Below are 17,232 nucleotides of genomic sequence, written 5' to 3'. Positions count from 1 at the left end.
GAGACATGCGAATCTTCGACCCGCACATCCACATGACGTCGCGGACCACCGACGACTACGAGGCGATGTACGCGGCGGGCGTCCGCGCGGTCGTGGAGCCGTCCTTCTGGCTGGGCCAGCCCCGCACCTCCCCGGCGTCGTTCTTCGACTACTTCGACACGCTGCTCGGCTGGGAGCCCTTCCGCGCCGCCCAGTACGGGATCTCCCACCACTGCACCATCGCGCTCAACCCCAAGGAGGCGAACGACCCGCGCTGCACCCCGGTGCTGGACGAACTGCCCCGCTACCTGGCCAAGGACCAGGTCGTCGCCGTCGGCGAGATCGGCTACGACTCGATGACGCCGGCCGAGGACATCGCCATGGAGCTCCAGCTCCAGCTCGCCGCCGACCACGGCCTGCCCGCCCTCGTGCACACCCCGCACCGGGACAAGCTGGAGGGCCTGCGCCGCACCATCGACGTGGTCCGCGCCTCCGCCCTCGGCATCGAACGCTCCCTCCTGGACCACCTCAACGAGTCCACGGTCAAGGACGCCAAGGACAGCGGCGCCTGGCTCGGCTTCTCCGTCTACCCGGACACCAAGATGGACGAGGAGCGCATGGTCGCCGTCCTCAAGGAGTTCGGGCCCGAGAAGGTGCTGGTCAACTCCGCCGCCGACTGGGGCAAGAGCGACCCGCTCAAGACCCGCAAGGTAGGCGAGGCCATGCTCGCGGCCGGGTTCACCGAGGACGACGTGGACCTGGTGCTGTGGCGCAACCCCGTCGCCTTCTACTCCCTCAGCGGCCGCCTGCGCCTGGAGGCGCCCGCCGCCGGGGCCACCCACGAGGGCAACTCGATCCTGCGCGGGGCCCCCAAGACCACCGGGGCCCCCAAGCCGCCCGCGACCTCCGCGACCTCCACGACCTCCGCGACCTCCGCGACCTCCGCGACCGCCCGGCCCGTCCCCGCCGGGGCGTGACCGGTGCGCTTCCGCCACCCCGACGGCTCGGTCGTCCACCTCGCGTACTGCACCAACGTGCACCCCGCCGAGACCCTGGACGGCGTCCTCGCCCAGCTGGGCGCGTACGCCGAGCCGGTGCGCCACCGCCTGGGGCTCGACCGCCTCGGCATCGGGCTGTGGCTGGCCGAGGACGCCGCCCGCACCCTGGACACCGACCCGCACGCCCTGCGGGCCCTGCGCGCCGAACTGACCCGGCGCGGCCTCGAGGTCGTCACCCTCAACGGCTTCCCCTACCGGGGCTTCGGCGCCGAGGAGGTCAAGTACCGGGTCTACCGGCCCGACTGGGCCGACCCCGAGCGGCTCCACTACACCCTGGCGCTCGCCCGGATCCTGACCGCGCTGCTGCCCGAGGACGCCGCCGAGGGCACCATCTCCACCCTGCCCCTGGCATGGCGCACCGCCTACGACGGCCCCCGCGCGGCCCGCGCCGGCGCGGCCCTCGCCGAGCTCGCCGGACGCCTCGACGACCTGGCCGAGGCGAGCGGCCGCTCCGTCCGCGTCGCCCTGGAGCCCGAGCCCGGCTGCGCGGTGGAGACCACCGCCGACGCCATCGGCCCGCTCACCGGCCTCGGCCACCACCGCGTCGGCATCTGCGTCGACACCTGCCACCTGGCCACCTCCTTCGAGGAGCCGCACACCGCGCTCGCCGCCCTGGACGCCGCCGGGGTGCCCGTGGTCAAGGCCCAGCTGTCCGCGGCCCTGCACGCCGAGCACCCCGGCCGGCCCGAGGTGCGCGCCGCGCTGTCCGCCTTCGACGAACCGCGTTTCCTGCACCAGACCCGCGCCCGCGGCGAGTGCGGCCTGCTCGGCACCGACGACCTCGGGCCCGCCCTGGCCGGCGGGACGCTGCCCGACACGACGCCGTGGCGCGCCCACTTCCACGTACCCCTGCACACGCCGCCCGAGGCGCCCCTGACGTCCACCCTCCCCGTGCTCAAGGAGTCCCTCGCCGCCCTCGTGGGCGCCGAGCGGCCGCTGACCCGGCATCTGGAAGTGGAGACGTACACCTGGCAGGCGCTGCCGCCCGCGCTGCGCCCCCGCGACGCGGACCAGCTCGCCGACGGCATCGCCGCCGAACTCTCCCTCGCCCGCGACCTGCTGACGGACCACGGCCTGAAGGAACTCCGTTGACGCTCCCCGACACCCCGACCGCCACCGCCACCGCCACCGCCACCGCCACCGGCCCCGAGCCGCTGCTCGTGCTGGACGTCGTGGGCCTCACCCCGCGGCTGCTCGCCCACATGCCCCGTCTCGCCGCCCTCGGCCGGCAGGGCTCCCAGGCGGCCCTGGAGACGGTGCTGCCCGCGGTCACCTGCTCGGTGCAGGCCACCTTCCTGACCGGCGCCACCCCCGCCGAGCACGGCATCGTCGGCAACGGCTGGTACTTCCGCGACCTCGGCGAGGTCCTGCTGTGGCGCCAGAGCCACGAACTGATCCAGGGCGAGCGGGTCTGGGACGCGGCCCGCCGCAGCCACCCCGGCTACACCGTCGCCAACGTCTGCTGGTGGTACGCGATGGGCGCCGACACCGACTGGACCGTCACGCCCCGCCCCGTCTACTACGCCGACGGCCGCAAGGAACCCGACTGCTACACCCGGCCCGCCGCCCTGCACGACGAGCTGACCGAGCGGCTGGGCACCTTCCCGCTGTTCACGTACTGGGGTCCCGGCGCGGGGCTGCCCTCCTCCCAGTGGATCATCGACGCCACCCGCCACATCATGGCCACCCGCAGCCCCGACCTGACGCTGGCCTACCTGCCCCACCTCGACTACGACCTCCAGCGCTTCGGCCCCGACGACCCGCGCTCCCACCGGGCCGCCGCCGAACTGGACGCGGCCCTGGCCCCGCTGCTCGACGACGCCCGCGCGCAGGGCCGCACGGTCGTCGCGCTCTCCGAGTACGGCATCACGAGCGTCCGCCGGCCCGTCGACGTCAACCGCGCCCTGCGCCGCGCCGGCCTGCTGGAAGTCCACACCCAGGACGGCATGGAGTACCTCGACCCGGGTGCCTCGCGCGCCTTCGCCGTCGCCGACCACCAGCTCGCGCACGTCTACGTACGCCGCCCCGAGGACCTCGACGCGGCGCGCGCGGCCCTCGAAGGCCTCGAAGGCGTCGACCAGGTCCTGGACGCCGAGGGCAAGAAGCGGCACGGCCTCGACCACGCGCGCTCCGGCGAACTGGTGGCCGTCGCCGAGCAGGACGCCTGGTTCACGTACTACTACTGGCTCGACGACGCCCGCGCCCCCGACTTCGCGCGGCTCGTGGAGATCCACCGCAAGCCCGGCTACGACCCCGCCGAGCTGTTCATGGACCCGGACGACCCGTACGTCCGCGTCAAGGCCGCCCGCGCCCTGGCCCGCAAGAAGCTCGGCATGCGCTACCGGATGGCGGTCGTCCCCCTGGACCCGGCCCCCGTCCGCGGCAGCCACGGCCGGCTACCCGGAGACCCGGACGACGGGCCGGTCCTGCTGTGCTCGGCGCCCGGTGCGGTGGCGGGCCGCGTCGCGGCGACCGGGGTGAAGGCGCTGCTGCTGGAACTCGCCGGGCTCGGCGGACGGCCCGACCAGGCCGCGCACGGGCTCCACCGGCCCACAACCGACGCTCCGGGGCCGGTCGAGAACGTCAGTTGACGATCGGAACCATCCGGTTTCCGGCAGTGGCCGAGAAGACTCAAAGGGGTCCATGCCCGTGGAAAAGATCGCTTCGACGGATGAGCTGTCCGCGCGGGCTCAGCGGATCGCCGACCGCACGCGCACCGATTGGAAGAAGCCGCCGCGCCGCATCGAGAAGTCCGAGTGCATCACGTGCGACACCTGTCTGCGTGCCTGCCCGGCGGAGTTCGGCGCCATCTTCGACCGCGGGCTGGACGTCGTGATCATCCCCGAGCTGTGCTCGGGCTGCCCCCAGTGCGTACTGGAGTGCCCCGTCGACTGCATCTACGTCGACGAGGACTGGACTCCGACCGACGACGCCATGTGGAACCACATCGAGCTCACCGCCGGAGGCACGTCATGACCGGACCCTCCGAGCGCGGCCTGACCCGCCGGGAGATCAACGCCCGCAAGCGGATCAGCCGCCGCCCCAGCCGGCTCGGCACCGCCGCCGGAACCCTCAAGCCGGACCGCGAGGGCGAGCCCGACGCCGGCTTCCCCGGACTGCTCAAGCAGGCCTGGGAGCAGGCCGCCGAAGCCGCCGACCTGCGCTCCGCGGTCGAGGTACTGCTCACGCTCGACGGCCACGTCCCCGCCGACATCCAGCTGCGTGCGCTGAGCACCTCGGAGGAGGCCGCCCTCCACGCGCTGACCGGGCTGACCTGGCGCGCCGGGAACAGCGACGCGACGTACGGCGACACCGAGGACGTTGAAGGAGGCGAGCCCGTCTTCCTCGGCGAGCTCGGCCTCGCCACCAGCGGCCGCATCGTCCTGCGCGTCCCCTCCCAGGGACCGCTCGACCCGCGCGACCTGGTCGGCGGCGTGCTGCGCGTCCCGTGGACGCCCGCCGTCCTGGAGGCCTACCGGCAGGAGACCGGCCGCGCCGCCGCCCGGCTCGCCGAGTCCGTCGCCGACTGCCGCCAGTGGCTCGAAGCGCAGGGCGCCGAGGGCCGCGACGAGCTGCTCGAACAGGCGAAGGAAGCGGCGCTGCGCAACGCGCCCTTCGTGCTCTACCAGGACCAGAAGCAGTACACGAACTTCCGCGGCCAGAACAACCTCACCGGCAAGACCCTGTGGCCGGGCCACCCGGACTGCGCGCTCAGCAGCCTCCAGGGCCTGCCCCTGGACGTCTGGTCGGACAACGACGTCCAGCTGGTCGTCTGCCTCACGCTGCTCATCCGCTCGGCCGGGTTCGGCCGGGTCGAGGAGGCCAACGGCACCCAGCTGACCGTCGACCACGTCGCGTACATGCTGGAGCGGGTGCGCGAGAACTACAACGGCATCCCGGGCGGCGAGCAGGTTCCCCCGGCCGCCTCGCGGCGCGTCGAGGCGCTCAGCGACCTCGCCCTCGCGCTGCGCGAACGCCGCCAGGAGGCCCTGGGGAGCGCCCAGCTCTACCGCGAGATCCACGGCGCCCTGATGCACAAGATCGAGCGCGTGGCCGACGCCCCCGGCGACGCGGCCCGCGCGCGCGAGGACGCCGTCTGCGCGCTGCTGCGCGACCGCCTCCAGCTGACCGGCACCACCCTGGAGGAGCTCGGCCGCGAGGTCGCCGCGTCCCCGCAGTGGCTCGCCCAGCCGCACGGCGACTTCGCCACCGGCCTCGAATCCCTCGTGTACGAGGCCGTGGCCGCGTCCGCCGAGGCCTTCCAGGCCGACTTCGCGATGAGCCGCGGCATGCGCTCGCTGCCCGAGCTCATCAGGGCACTGCGCGAGGAGCGCTGGGCGGAGATCGTCGACTGGGACATCACCCAGTTCTTCTGCTGCGTGGTGCCGCTGCCGCAGGCCCGCCGCCACTTCGCGGACTCCGTCGCCACGCTCGCCGACACCGCCTGGGCGATGTCCTCGCGGATGCAGTACAACTCGTGGCACTTCGTCCCGGGCAACGCGCCGCGGCTGCCCGAGGTGCTCGCCCGCGACCACTTCGTACCGCCCACCATCCCGGACGTCGCGTTCTACTCCGACCAGCACCACCACGGCCACGTCAACAACCTGGTGCGGTTCACCGTCCGCTCCCCGCAGTCCGTCGAGGTCGACGGGCACCGGTTCAACGGCTTCATGGACCTGCGCCTGCTGCGCTGCGACGGCACCCCCTTCGACGAGCAGGACCTGCTCGCCGCCCACCGTGTGTCGGCGTTCATCGCCGGCGCCACGGCCGACGCCGCCGCCCTGGCCGCCGCAGGCGAGCCGGCGGAGATCACCGCCTTCGACGCCGCCTGGCACTGGAAGGCCATCACGGGCACTGAACCCGCGGAGGCCGAAGCCGCCACCCGGCCGGTCCGCCGTGCGTCCTGACACGCCCGGCGGGCCCCGCCCGCGCCCGTTTGCCCTTCGGCCCTGCCGAGAGCGCTCTTGAAGGAGAGCCCGATGACCGCCCGCGGCATCAGCCACACCATGGAGCTCCTGCGCCGCAGAGACATCTCCGCAGCCGAGCACGTCCAGTCCGTCCTGACCGCCGTCCGCGAGCGGGACACCCTGGACGCGTACGTCGCCGTCGCGGGCGACGACGCCCTCCAGGCGGCGGAGCAGGCCGACGCACGCATCCGCGAACTCGGCGCCGACGCCTGGCGGAACATGCCGCTGCTGGGCGTCACCGTCTCGGTCAAGGACCTGCTGCAGACCCGCGACCTGCCCACCACGCGGGGCTCGCTGCTGCCGAACGACCGTCCCCTCCAGGACGCGCCGGCCGTGGCGCGCCTGCGCGCGGCAGGGGCCGTCATCGTGGGCAAGACCACCACCTCCGAGTACGGCTGGAGCGCCTCCACCGTGGGCCGCGTCGCTCCGCCCACGCGCAACCCCTACAACCCGGCGCTGACCGCGGGCGGTTCCAGCGGCGGGGCCGCCGCCGCGGTGGCGGCCGGACTGTGCGACGGCTCGCTGGGCACCGACGGGTCCGGCTCGATCCGGATCCCGGCCGCGTTCTGCGGCGTGGTCGGCTACAAGCCGTCCTTCGGCCGGGTGCCGTACTTCCCCAACGGCGCGGACCGCCTCGCCCACCAGGGCCCCCTCGCGCGGAGCGTCGCCGACGCCGTTCTGCTCGGCCAGGTCATCGCGGGCCCGCACCTCAACGACCCCGACTCCGCGCTCGGTTCGCTCGACGTGCCCCGCGACGGGCGTGCGCTGCGGATCGGCTGGATCGAGTACGACCGTACGGACCCCGAGGTGCGCCGCGTCACCGAGGAGGCCCGGGACGCCCTCGTCGCCCAGGGGCACACGGTCGAGCACATCGAGGTGCGCTGCGACAACATCTACCCCGCGCTCGTCGACATCCTCGCCGCCTCCGAGGCCCTGGGCACCACGCCCGAGGACGAGGAGTGGATCGACGCGGGCCGCCTCGAGGTCGTCCGGCACGGCCGCACCCTCAGCGGAGCCGACGTGATGCGCGCCGAGGAGGTCCGCCAGGGGCTGCGCACCACGCTGCGCTCGGTGATGGACCGCTACGACATGCTCGCCATGGCCACCGTGCCCGTCGAGCCGTTCGCCGCCGAGGCCATCGGCCCCGAGTGGGCGGCCGACCCGCGCGACCTGCTGTGGCTGGACTGGGCGCCCGCCTCGTACCCCTTCAACATGACGGGCCAGCCCGCCGTGTCCCTCCCAGCCGGGCTGACCCGCGCCGGTCTGCCCGTGGGGCTCCAGCTCGTGGGCCCGGTCGGCGCCGACGACCTGGTGCTCACCGTGGCGCGCCGCCTGGAGGCGGAACTCGCGCCGCTGCCGAACCCGCCCGCGGCCGCGCCCGCCCCCGCCCCCGTATCCCTCCAGTCCCTCTAGCGACAAGGACGCTCTGAACCATGTTTGCCAGGTCATGGTCATCCCCCTCCGCCGAGGGCAGTGTCGGATCCCCCTCGTTCGTCGCCGACCACCAGCTGTGGGACGAGGCGCAGCTCGCCGCCGCGGAGCGCATCGAAGCAGGCCTCGACCAGGTCGACTTCGTCCGCCTCGTCTTCGGTGACCCGCACGGCCTGGCCCGCTCCAAGACGCTCACCGCCCAGGCCTTCCGCTCGGTGCTGCGCAACGGCATGAACTTCAGCCCCGGCCCGTTCATCTTCGACACCGGGCACGCCGTCGCCGTCGACTTCCTCGGCGAGCACGGCATCGGCGTCGACGAGATCGCCGGCGCGGGCAACTTCATCCTGGTGCCCGACCCGGCCACCTTCCAGCTGCTGCCCGGCACCGAGCCGCGCACCGCCTGGGTGATCGGCGACGAGTACCTGCGCGACGGCACCCCGCACCCGCTGTCCTCGCGGGCGGTGCTGCGCCGCACCCTCGCCCGGTACGCCGAGCGGGGGCTGTCCCCCGTCCTCGGCCTGGAGGTCGAGTGGTATCTCACCCGCCGCCTCGACGCCGAACCCGGCAACCAGGGCAACGGGTTCGGCCTCCAGGGCGAGGCCCCGCGGGTGGCCGCGGTCAACGCGGGCTACCAGTTCAACCTCGACGCCGCCTACGACTCCGTGGCCCCGGTCACCGACCCGCTGGCGCTGCACCTCCTCCAGCTCGGCCTGCCCGTGCGGTCGATGGAGCACGAGTCCGGCCCCGGCCAGGTCGAGACCACCTTCAGCCCCATGGGCGCGCTGGACACCGCCGACGCGATGCTGCTCTTCCGCACCGTTACCAAGCGCTGGTGCGCCGAGCGCGGCCACCACGCCTCCTTCATGTCCCAGCCGGCGCTCGACGGCGCGGACCCCAGCGGCTGGCACCTGAACCAGTCGGTGGTGGAGAACGCCACGGGCCGCAACCTCTTCAGCGCCGAGGGCCTGTCCAGCGGCATGTCGCCCGACGGCAAGGCCTACGCCGAGGGCCTGCTGTCCTGGGTCCGCGAGCTGTGCCTGCTGTCCGTGCCCACGGTCAACGGCTACCGGCGCCTGAACGTCCAGCACTCGCTCGCCCCCACCCGCATCGGCCTGAGCGTCGAGGACCGCACCGCGCTGCTCCGCGTGGTCGGCAGCGGCGCCGGCGCGCACATCGAGAACCGGGTGGGCGAGCCCTGCGCGAACCCGTACCTCAACATCGCCGCCCAGCTGCACGCCGGGCTCGACGGACTCACCGCGGCCGCCGCCCCGGCGCGGCCCGCCGACGCGGCGGCGCCGGGCGAGGCCGCCCCCGAGACCGTGCCCCAGACCCTGCGCGAGTCCCTCGACGCCTTCCGCTCCGGCCGGGCTGCCCAGCTGCTCGGCGCGCCGCTCGCCGCGACCATGGCCAAGCTCAAGGAGAGCGAGCTGAACCGGTACGAGGCCTGGGCCCTGCACGCCGCCACCGCCCCGGGGCAGGTCACGCAGTGGGAGCAGCGCGAGTACTTCGGCGCGTACTGAGCCGTACCGCTCGTGCCAGCCCGTACAGCCCGTACAGCCCGTACAGCCCGTACAGCACGTACAAGCCGTACGAGACGCACGAGCCCCTCATCACCCACCCTACGGACGAAGGCCGTTTCATGATTTCTCGCTACACGCTGCCCGAGATGGCGGAGCTCTTCTCGGACCAGTCGCGCTACGAGACCTGGGTCCGGGTCGAGATCCTCGCGTCCGAGGCGCAGGTGCGGCTCGGACGCGTCCCGGGGGAGGCCGTCGAGGACATGCGCCGGGCCCCGGTGCCGCTCCCGTCCCGGGTCGCCGAGATCGAGAAGGAACGCGACCACGAAGTGCTCTCCTTCCTCGCCGCGTACTGCGAGGAGATTCCGGAGGCCTCCGCCCGCTGGGTGCACCTCGGCATGACCAGCTACGACCTGGTCGACACCTCGCTCGGCCTCACCCTGGCCCGCGCCACCGACCTGCTGACGGCCGCCGCCCGGCGGCTGCGGCGCGTGCTCGTCGACAAGGCGTTCGAGCACTGGGACACGGTGATGGTCGGCCGCACCCACGGGGTGCACGCGGAGCCCACCACGTTCGGGCACAAGCTCGGCGGCTACGCCTTCGCCGTCGAACGCTCGCTGAAGCGGCTCGCCGCGGCCCGCGAGGCCATCGCCGTCGGCACCATCTCCGGCTCGGTCGGGACGTACGGGCTCATCGACCCCTTCGTCGAGGAGTACGTCTGCGAGGCCCTGGGTCTCGGCGTCGAACCGTCCCCCAGCCAGGTCGTCGCCCGCGACCGGCACGCTCAGCTGCTCCAGGCGGTCGCCGCCCTGGGCGCCTGCGTCGAGCAGATCGCCCTGGAGCTGCGGCTGCTCCAGCGCACCGAGGTCCGCGAGGTCGAGGAGCAGCGCTCGTCCGCCTACCAGGGCTCCAGCGCCATGCCCCACAAGCGCAACCCGACCACCAGCGAGCGGCTGTGCGGCCTCGCCCGGCTGCTGCGCGGCTACGCCAACATGTCCCTCGAGAACGTGGCGCTGTGGCACGAGCGGGACCTCGCCCACCAGTCGGTCGAGCGGGTCATCCTGCCCGACAGCCTGTCCGTGGCGTACTTCCAGGCGACGAAGATGGCCGACCTGCTGGAATCGCTCACCGTCCACCCGGACCGGATGCGCGCGCACATCGACCAGACCGACGGCCTCGTCTACAGCTCGTCGGTCCTCGCCGAACTGCTCAGCGACGGCGTGGAGCGCGAGGAGGCCTACCGCAGCGTGCAGGCCGCCGCGAACCACACCATCGCCACCGGCGACCACTTCGGCGACTCCCTCGCCAAGGGCGGCATAGACCTCGGGGGCCTCAAGCCGGAGCGCTTCCTTGTCAACCACGACGTGATTCGAAACCGATTGGAGAAGCTCCGTGAGCTGGAAGATTGAGCGTGTCGAGGGCGCGGACCTGGACCTGGACGAGGTCCTGGAGGTCTACCGCGCCTCGGGTCTGGGCGAGCGGCGCCCGATCGAGGACCGTGAGCGGTTCGCCGCGATGGTCAAGCACGCCAACCTCGTGCTCGTCGCCCGTGACGAGGAGGGCGCGCTCATCGGCATCGTGCGCGCCGTCTCCGACTTCTCCTACGTCACCTACCTGTCGGACATCGCCGTCTCGCTGGACCAGCAGCGCTCCGGCATCGGCCGCGCCCTGATCAAGGCCACGCAGGCCGAGGCCCCGGGCGTGAAGATCGTGCTGCTGTCCGCCCCGGCGGCGGTGGACTACTACCCGCGCATCGGCTTCACGCAGCACAACTCCGCGTGGGTGCTCAACCCTTAAGGAACTCCATGCGGTCGAGTCCCGCGCTGTACCGGGACTCGACCGCACATCGGTAGGTTCGTTGGCGGCACACGGGCCGTGCAGGACCCTCGGGGGAGGCATGACGCAGATTTCGTCACAGGCGCCGCTGGAGACGCACATCTCCGCCCCGCACCCCATCCGGCTGGTCCAGGACGGCGGACCCGGCAGCGCCGCGCGCGTCGCGCCGGGCACCGCCGGCTGGCGCATCCTCGTCGTGGACGGCGACGCCGACTTCTCCGACTATCTGGTCACCCAGCTGCGCCGGCACGGCCACGAGTCCGTCGACGTCAAACGCGGCAGCGCGGCCCTCCAGGCGTACGAGGACGTCGACCTGGTCCTGCTCGACCTGGAGCTGCCAGACCTGGACGGCCTGGAGGTCTGCCGGGCCATCCGCTCCGTCAGCCGCGTCCCCGTCATCATCGTCACCTCGCGCCAGTCCGAGCTGGACTGCGTCCTCGGCCTCCAGGCGGGCGCCGACGACTACGTGACCAGGCCGTACGGGCTGCGCGAGCTGATGGCCCGCATCGAGGCCGTCATGCGCCGGGCGCAGTGGCAGCCAGCCGCGGTCAAGGAGATCTGCATCGGCCGGCTGCGCATCGACGTGAACTCGCGCGAGGTCACCGTCAGCGGCGTCGAGGTCGCCCTGACCCGCAAGGAGTTCGACCTCCTGTGCCTGCTGGCCTCGCACCCGGACACGGTCATCCCCCGCAAACAGCTGCTCCAGCAGGTGTGGGGCGACTCCTGGTCCCGGCGCACGGTCGACACCCACGTCAGCAGCCTGCGCGGCAAACTCGGCGACAGCGGCTGGATCGTGACGGTCCGCGGCGTCGGCTTCAAACTCGGCACCGCCTAATGGGAGCTACGGAATCCGGGAATGCTAGGTTCCGTAGCCGCCAGCAGGTGAGCACTATCGCCGCCGGAGCCGTTCGAGTTCCGGGGTCAGACCGTGCCTTGCTGGTCGGCCGGGAGGCCAGACCGCTGATGGGGTGGCGTGCCCGCCCGTCAGGGCGTGAGCAAATGCCGACCTGACCCTGACCAGCACGGACGCGCTGGAACTGACCTACGCGGCCACCACCGAGGCCCACGCACGGCTGCTGATCGCGCTGAACGAGCAGATCGCCGCGATGGAAGCGCAGGTGAAGGCGCATTTTCTGGCGCACCCGGACGCTGAGATCTACCTCTCGATGCCCGGCATCGCAGAGATCACCGGCGCCCGGGTGCTCGCCGAGTTCGGAGACGACCCCACCTACGATGAGCCGGTGACCGAGACGCTGCCCCCCATGGGTATTGACCTCTTCGACGTTGAACGGCTTCACCTGGCGGAGGCTGAAGCACCGCCGCTGTCACCCGAGGATGAATCGGCCAGGGACCGTGTGTGGGACATGGCGGTCCAGGCCAACCCGGCCCTCTTCGACGGGCCTGTGGTGGCGTGTGCGGGACTGGGGTGGGCCGGGCCGCGCAACCTGCGCCTGGCCTGGGCGCGGGTGACCTACCGGCACTACGCCCTGCGCCGGGTTCCGGGTGCAACCGCGCTGCCGTCGTTGTTCGTGAACGTTGTCCAGCCGACCGATGGCGGTCGTGTGCTGGCGGCAAGGATGTCGCCTTCAACGGCCGCCCCGGGCCGCTGGCAGCTGCCGGGAGGTTCCGTAGAGCCTCCCCGAGACGGCGAAGTGCTGGATGAGGCGGCACTGGCCGGCCAGGCGGCGCGGGAGCTGGTCGAGGAGTTGGGGATCGACGCAACCCCCGAGGTGTTGCGGCTGTGGGTCATTACCCGCGGTGAGAACAGCAGCATCGGTCTGACCTACCTCGCCCCGGCCCTCCCAGAGGCGGCGCTGCACGAGGGCTTCGCCGCCGCTGCGGCGGCGGAGCAGGCCCAGGGCCGTGAACCCGAACTCGATGAGATCGCGCTGGTGCGCACACCGTACGAGCTGGCGGGCCTGGTTGGTCCTCACGCGGACTACCTGGAGCCGGTCGTCCGTCGTTACACGCGGGCGTCGCTGCGACGCAACACCTGAATCACCCGCTGGCGAGGAAGTCGCGGGCGCGTTCGTCGAGTTCGGCCGCGCACCGTAGGCCGCGGGCCCGGAAGCGGGCGAGGTCGCCCCTCATGCGGCTGACGGCCTTGCGGGTGCGGACGGAGCGGACGCCGTCCATATGGTCGATCGCCCGGTGCCAGGTGGCGCATGCCTGCTCGATGCCGCCGCGCTTGAGGTGCATCTCGGCGCCCGCGACCAGGTCGAGAGCGATGATCCGGGCGTAGGTCCCGGCCGGGCGAGCCGTGGCGGCCAGGGCGTACTGCTCTGCTGCGGCACGGTGATCGCCCAATGTCTCATGGACCTTGGCGGTACGGGAATAGACGGACGCCTCCGGCGGGCCCCACGTCAAGGCCCAGAACTCGACCTCATCGCCGGGGGCCCTGGCTGGCTTCCTCCACGATCCCCAGCATCAATTCCAAGCGGAATTACGCCGACGACCTACGGTTCTGGCACCAGTTTGCCCAAGAGCTGGGGCACGAACGCTTCTTCATCGGCTGCATCACCCGCGGAGACGTGACCACCTGGCGGCTAAGTGAGGAGAAGCGCGAGCGAGCGGGCCGCAGCATTGCGCGCCGTCTCTCCGCGCCGTCGTCCCTGACCGTCTTCGCCGCCGAGGAGTCGCAGACCTACATCCCCAACCCGGTCACCCGCCACAACCGGCCGAAGATCGACCGGCATGACGAGACCACGGCCACCCCCATGTTAGAAGCCGAGGAGTTCGCCGACGCCCTCCAGACCGGTAAGCCCACCGGAGCCCGTCCCCGCGCTACCCGCGGGGGCGGGCTCCGGTGTCGCTACCAGCCGCGCGCCGCACCGGCTCCGGCGCCGGTCACCGTGTTCGACTCCCGCTCCTCGCAGTCGCGCAGCTCCTCCGCGAACATCTGCCACAGATCGGAGTAGCCGCTCATCAGCTCCGCCATCTGGCCGGTGCAGTGCGGCGGCAGGTTGGCGATGATCCGCTGGCGGTCGCGGGCGATCAGCGAGCAGGCGTCCAGCATCCGCAGGATGCTGCGGCCCACCTCGTTCAGGCGCAGCGACGGATCCCGCCGCAGCGCGTCGAAGATCAGGAACAGTTCGCCCGGCGACCTCGCCTCAACGCCCCGTTCCTCGCCCGCGCGTTCCTCGCCGCCGCCCCGCTCCCGCGGGCCGCGTTCGGCCGCCGCGAGCCCCCGCTGGCGCGGTGGCACCGGGTCGTCGCCGCGCAGCAGCCGGTCGCGTACGTCGGCCACAGTCGCCGGCGAGATCCCGGCCTGCCGGGCGATGGTCCGCAGCGAGGCCTTCGGGTCGGCCGTGAGCAGTTGCCCGGCGATCTCGCGCCCCTGCGCGGTGTTCAGCGGCCGTGCCCGCCCGTCCAGGCCCACCCGGCGCTCGCACTGCGGCAGGCCGTCGGCGCGCATCCGTATCTCGCAGACCTTCTTGGCGGACAGCCCCGCGACGACCGCGATCGCCCGGTCCGACCAGTGGGGCCGCGACGCGACGATGCGCTCCGCCGCGGCGACCCGGTCGGCCTGGGACAGCGGGCGCCCCTGGGCCACGTTCATCGCCACGGCCAGCAGGGCCGCGTCCTCCTGGGTGCCGTCGAAGAACCGGGCCTCGATGTGCTCGCGCCCCTTGAGGTGGGCGGCCCGCAGCCGGTGCAGCCCGTCGATGACGGTCAGGCTGGGGTGGTGGACGAGGATCGGCGGCAACTCGGTCTCCAGCTCCGCGAGCGTGAGCGCCCAGTCGTCGTCCACCCCGCCGGCCCGCGGAGTGAAACAGACCGTCAGGTCGGCGAGCCGCACCTGCTCCACCGGAGCCTCGCGCAGCGTGTCCCGCAGCGCGAGCAGGCGGTCCGAGCTGCTGTCGTGGTGCGCGCGCACGCTCTGGTTGGCAATCACCGCAACTCCTCATTGACGCAAGCGGTCGGGCAACCCCGGGGCTCTGGAGGCTCCAGGGGCTGTCGGGCCATGGCGGTCCATCACAGACCTTCGCAATACGGCCTGACGCCGGGCTGATGCGCACCTGATACGCCCGAGCCCGCCCCGCACGGGCGCCGCCGCCAGCCCGAGGGCGCGAGCGAAACCCGAGTTCCCGCTGCTGCACTGCTTCCGTTGCCCGTCCCCTCGGTCCGGGACCGGCCCGGTTCCACAGGCGCACACGCGCCCGAACCATCCACAAAACCAGGCGAGTTGAGTGAGGGGACGCGACAGTGGCCACAATCGGAGAGGTGGCGGCGAGCACACCGCCGACGAGCACACCGCCGACGAGCACACCGCAGGCCGCGCGCCGGTACAGCGTGCGCGTCCTGTTGCTCCCCCTCATGATCGCGATGCTGCTCTCCCAGCTGGACAACATGATCGTGGGCACCGCGATGCCCACGGTCGTCGGTGACCTCGGAGGCCTGGAGCACCTGTCGTGGGTCGTCACCGCCTACACCCTGGCCACCGCCGCCGCCACGCCGATCTGGGGCAAGCTCGGCGACCTGCACGGCCGCAAGGGCATCTTCATCACCGCCATCGTGATCTTTCTGATCGGTTCCGTGCTCAGCGGCATGGCCCAGGACATGGGCCAGCTGATCGGCTTCCGCACGATCCAGGGCCTCGGCGCCGGCGGCCTGATGGCCGGGGTCATCGCCATCGTCGGCGAACTGGTGCCGCCGCGCGAGCAGGGCAAGTACCAGGGCATGATCGCCGGCCTGATGGCGCTCGCCATGATCGGCGGCCCCCTCGTCGGCGGCACCATCACCGACCACCTCGGCTGGCGCTGGGCGTTCTACATCAACCTGCCGATCGGCCTGATCGCCCTCGCCCTGGCCGCCGTACTGCTGGACCTCCCCGCCCGCCGCCCCCAGGCGCGCATCGACTACCTGGGCGCGACCCTGCTGATGGCCGGCATCACCTCGATCGTGCTGCTCACCACCTGGGGCGGCACCGAGTACGCCTGGGGCTCCGGCGTCATCGTGGGGCTGGCCGTGGCCGGCGTCGTCTCCCTGGCCGCCTTCCTCTACTCGCAGACCAAGGCGGCCGAGCCCGTCATGCCGCTGCACATCTTCCGGAGCCGCAACTTCTCGCTGATGGCGGTACTGGGCGCGGTGACCGGCTTCGTGATGTTCGGCGCGGTGCTCTTCCTCCCCCTCTACCAGCAGACCGTTCAGGGCGCCTCGGCGACCAACTCCGGGCTCCTGCTGCTCCCGATGCTGGCGACGATGATCGTGGTCGCGGCCGTGGCCGGCCGGGTCACCAGCGGCAGCGGCCGGTACAAGGTCTTCCCCGTGGCGGGCGGCGCCCTGCTGCTCGCGGGGATGTACCTGCTGTCGCGGATGGACACCTCCACCACCCGGCTGGAGTCGGCCCTCTCCATGGCGCTGCTCGGCGCGGGACTGGGCTGCCTGCTCCAGATCACGACGCTGGTCGCCCAGAACAGCGTGCAGATGAAGGACATCGGCGTCGCGTCCGCCGCGGCGACCCTCTTCCGCATGCTGGGCAGCTCCTTCGGCGTCGCGATCATGGGCGCCCTCTTCAACCAGCGGGTGACGGACGTGATGGCCGAGCGCGTGCCGGGGCGCCCCCTGCTGGAGAACGCCCAGCTGTCCGCGGCGAGCCTGGCCAAGCTGGAGGCTCCGGTCCGCGAGGCCTACCGGTACGCCACCGCCGCCGGAACGCACACCGCGTTCCTGTTCGGCGCGGGGGCCGGGGCGCTCGCCCTCATCGCGGGACTCCTCGTCAAGGAGGTCCCGCTGCGCAAGTCCATGGGCGACGGCAGCTGACCGGAACACCGGAACACCGGAACACCGGAACACCGGAACACCGGAACACCGGAACACCGGAACACCGGAACACCGGAACACCGGAACACCGGAACGCCAGGACACCCGAACGTCCCGACACCACAACACCCTTTGTGACCTGCGGATTTGAGCGGAGCTCAAGCGAATCTCAGTCGCTTTCTCCGAATCTGTTGAGGCGTGATCAACCGCCTCACGCCTTATCCCACCCGCATCACAATGTGGAGTTGACTGACATGCAGATCACCCGTTCGCGTGTGTCCAAGTTCGCCGTCCTGGGCGCCGGCGCCGCCGCCGCGCTCGCCATCGCCGCGGGCCCCGCGTCCGCCGCGGCGACCCTGTCGCTCAGCCAGGCCACCGGCCTGTCCGACGGGCAGTCGGTCACCGTCAGCGGCACCGGCTACGCCGCCGGCGCCGAGGTCGGCGTCGCCCAGTGCGCCGATGGCCTCACCTGTTCCACCGCTGTGGTCGCGACCGCCGACGCCGCCGGCGCGATCCAGCTCTCCTTCCCCGTAGCCAAGACCTTCACGGCCACCGACTGGAGCACCGGCACGACCGTGCCCGTGGACTGCGCCGTGACCCAGTGCCGGATCGTCGCCTGGACCGAGGCCACCGGCCAGGTCGGCTCGAACATCTCCTTCAACTGAGGGACGCAGGCGCCGC

16 protein-coding genes are annotated in these 17,232 nt (G+C 72.3%); 14 read left to right on the top strand and 2 right to left on the bottom strand.

Annotated features, from left to right (window positions below; genetic code table 11):
• Window positions 1-5: 5 nt before the first annotated feature.
• The 11 genes from J7I97_RS14480 (at window position 6) to J7I97_RS14430 (ending at window position 12,785) form a co-directional block, all read left to right on the top strand.
• Entirely contained in the window at window positions 6-956 is a 951-nt protein-coding gene (locus tag J7I97_RS14480) for a TatD family hydrolase (RefSeq protein WP_214934808.1), read from the top strand.
• A gap of 3 nt (window positions 957-959) precedes the next feature.
• Complete coding sequence (eboE, locus tag J7I97_RS14475) at window positions 960-2,129, top strand: metabolite traffic protein EboE (protein ID WP_214934806.1); 1,170 nt, start codon at window positions 960-962, stop codon at window positions 2,127-2,129.
• On the top strand, window positions 2,126-3,628 hold the full coding sequence (locus tag J7I97_RS14470; protein WP_214934804.1) for a nucleotide pyrophosphatase/phosphodiesterase family protein: 1,503 nt from the start codon (window positions 2,126-2,128) through the stop codon (window positions 3,626-3,628). Before eboE ends, J7I97_RS14470 begins: the two co-directional genes overlap by 4 nt.
• Before the next feature lie 58 nt (window positions 3,629-3,686).
• Window positions 3,687-4,013 (top strand): 4Fe-4S dicluster-binding protein, encoded by a 327-nt coding sequence (locus J7I97_RS14465; protein WP_214934802.1) that lies wholly within the window; start codon window positions 3,687-3,689, stop codon window positions 4,011-4,013.
• Window positions 4,010-5,944 carry a hypothetical protein gene (locus J7I97_RS14460; RefSeq protein ID WP_214934800.1) on the top strand — a complete coding sequence of 645 codons (1,935 nt, stop codon included), beginning with the start codon at window positions 4,010-4,012 and terminating at the stop codon, window positions 5,942-5,944. The genes J7I97_RS14465 and J7I97_RS14460 overlap by 4 nt, the downstream gene beginning before the upstream one ends.
• Window positions 5,945-6,016: 72 nt before the next feature.
• Complete coding sequence (locus tag J7I97_RS14455; protein ID WP_214934798.1) at window positions 6,017-7,417, top strand: amidase; 1,401 nt, start codon at window positions 6,017-6,019, stop codon at window positions 7,415-7,417.
• A 20-nt stretch (window positions 7,418-7,437) separates the two neighbouring features.
• Window positions 7,438-8,955 carry a glutamine synthetase family protein gene (locus J7I97_RS14450; RefSeq protein WP_214934796.1) on the top strand — a complete coding sequence of 506 codons (1,518 nt, stop codon included), beginning with the start codon at window positions 7,438-7,440 and terminating at the stop codon, window positions 8,953-8,955.
• Entirely contained in the window at window positions 8,922-10,361 is a 1,440-nt protein-coding gene (gene purB / locus J7I97_RS14445; RefSeq protein ID WP_308378349.1) for an adenylosuccinate lyase, read from the top strand. The genes J7I97_RS14450 and purB overlap by 34 nt, the downstream gene beginning before the upstream one ends.
• Window positions 10,345-10,749, top strand: coding sequence for a GNAT family N-acetyltransferase (locus J7I97_RS14440; protein WP_214934794.1), 405 nt, complete (start codon window positions 10,345-10,347; stop codon window positions 10,747-10,749). Before purB ends, J7I97_RS14440 begins: the two co-directional genes overlap by 17 nt.
• A gap of 100 nt (window positions 10,750-10,849) precedes the next feature.
• Window positions 10,850-11,623, top strand: a complete 774-nt coding sequence (locus J7I97_RS14435; protein ID WP_214934792.1) for a response regulator transcription factor — start codon at window positions 10,850-10,852, stop codon at window positions 11,621-11,623.
• A 427-nt stretch (window positions 11,624-12,050) separates the two neighbouring features.
• Window positions 12,051-12,785 (top strand): NUDIX domain-containing protein, encoded by a 735-nt coding sequence (locus J7I97_RS14430; protein ID WP_214934892.1) that lies wholly within the window; start codon window positions 12,051-12,053, stop codon window positions 12,783-12,785.
• A gap of 1 nt (window position 12,786) precedes the next feature.
• On the opposite strand, the gene J7I97_RS14425 is transcribed toward J7I97_RS14430, so the two are convergent.
• Complete coding sequence (locus J7I97_RS14425) at window positions 12,787-13,095, bottom strand: hypothetical protein (protein ID WP_251049643.1); 309 nt, start codon at window positions 13,093-13,095, stop codon at window positions 12,787-12,789.
• On the opposite strand from J7I97_RS14425, the gene J7I97_RS40295 reads away from it, so the two are divergent.
• Window positions 13,095-13,706 (top strand): site-specific integrase, encoded by a 612-nt coding sequence (locus tag J7I97_RS40295; protein WP_374103573.1) that lies wholly within the window; start codon window positions 13,095-13,097, stop codon window positions 13,704-13,706. The two genes, J7I97_RS14425 and J7I97_RS40295, sit on opposite strands and share 1 nt — an antisense overlap.
• On the opposite strand, the gene J7I97_RS14420 is transcribed toward J7I97_RS40295, so the two are convergent.
• Entirely contained in the window at window positions 13,601-14,683 is a 1,083-nt protein-coding gene (locus tag J7I97_RS14420) for a ParB N-terminal domain-containing protein (RefSeq protein ID WP_214934790.1), read from the bottom strand. The two genes, J7I97_RS40295 and J7I97_RS14420, sit on opposite strands and share 106 nt — an antisense overlap.
• A gap of 320 nt (window positions 14,684-15,003) precedes the next feature.
• Between J7I97_RS14420 and J7I97_RS14415 the strand changes: the two genes are divergently transcribed.
• Both J7I97_RS14415 and J7I97_RS14410 read left to right on the top strand, forming a co-directional pair.
• A complete protein-coding gene (locus tag J7I97_RS14415) occupies window positions 15,004-16,551 on the top strand; it encodes an MDR family MFS transporter (protein ID WP_374103574.1) in 1,548 nt (515 codons plus the stop codon).
• A 254-nt stretch (window positions 16,552-16,805) separates the two neighbouring features.
• Window positions 16,806-17,216: an enediyne antibiotic chromoprotein gene (locus J7I97_RS14410; RefSeq protein WP_251058815.1), complete on the top strand. Its 411-nt coding sequence runs from the start codon at window positions 16,806-16,808 to the stop codon at window positions 17,214-17,216.
• The last annotated feature ends 16 nt before the right edge of the window (window positions 17,217-17,232 follow it).

The sequence above is a fragment of the Streptomyces sp. ISL-87 genome, from assembly GCF_018614095.1.
Classification (GTDB): Bacteria; Actinomycetota; Actinomycetes; order Streptomycetales; family Streptomycetaceae; genus Streptomyces.
This window is presented reverse-complemented; position numbering and strand designations above follow the sequence as displayed.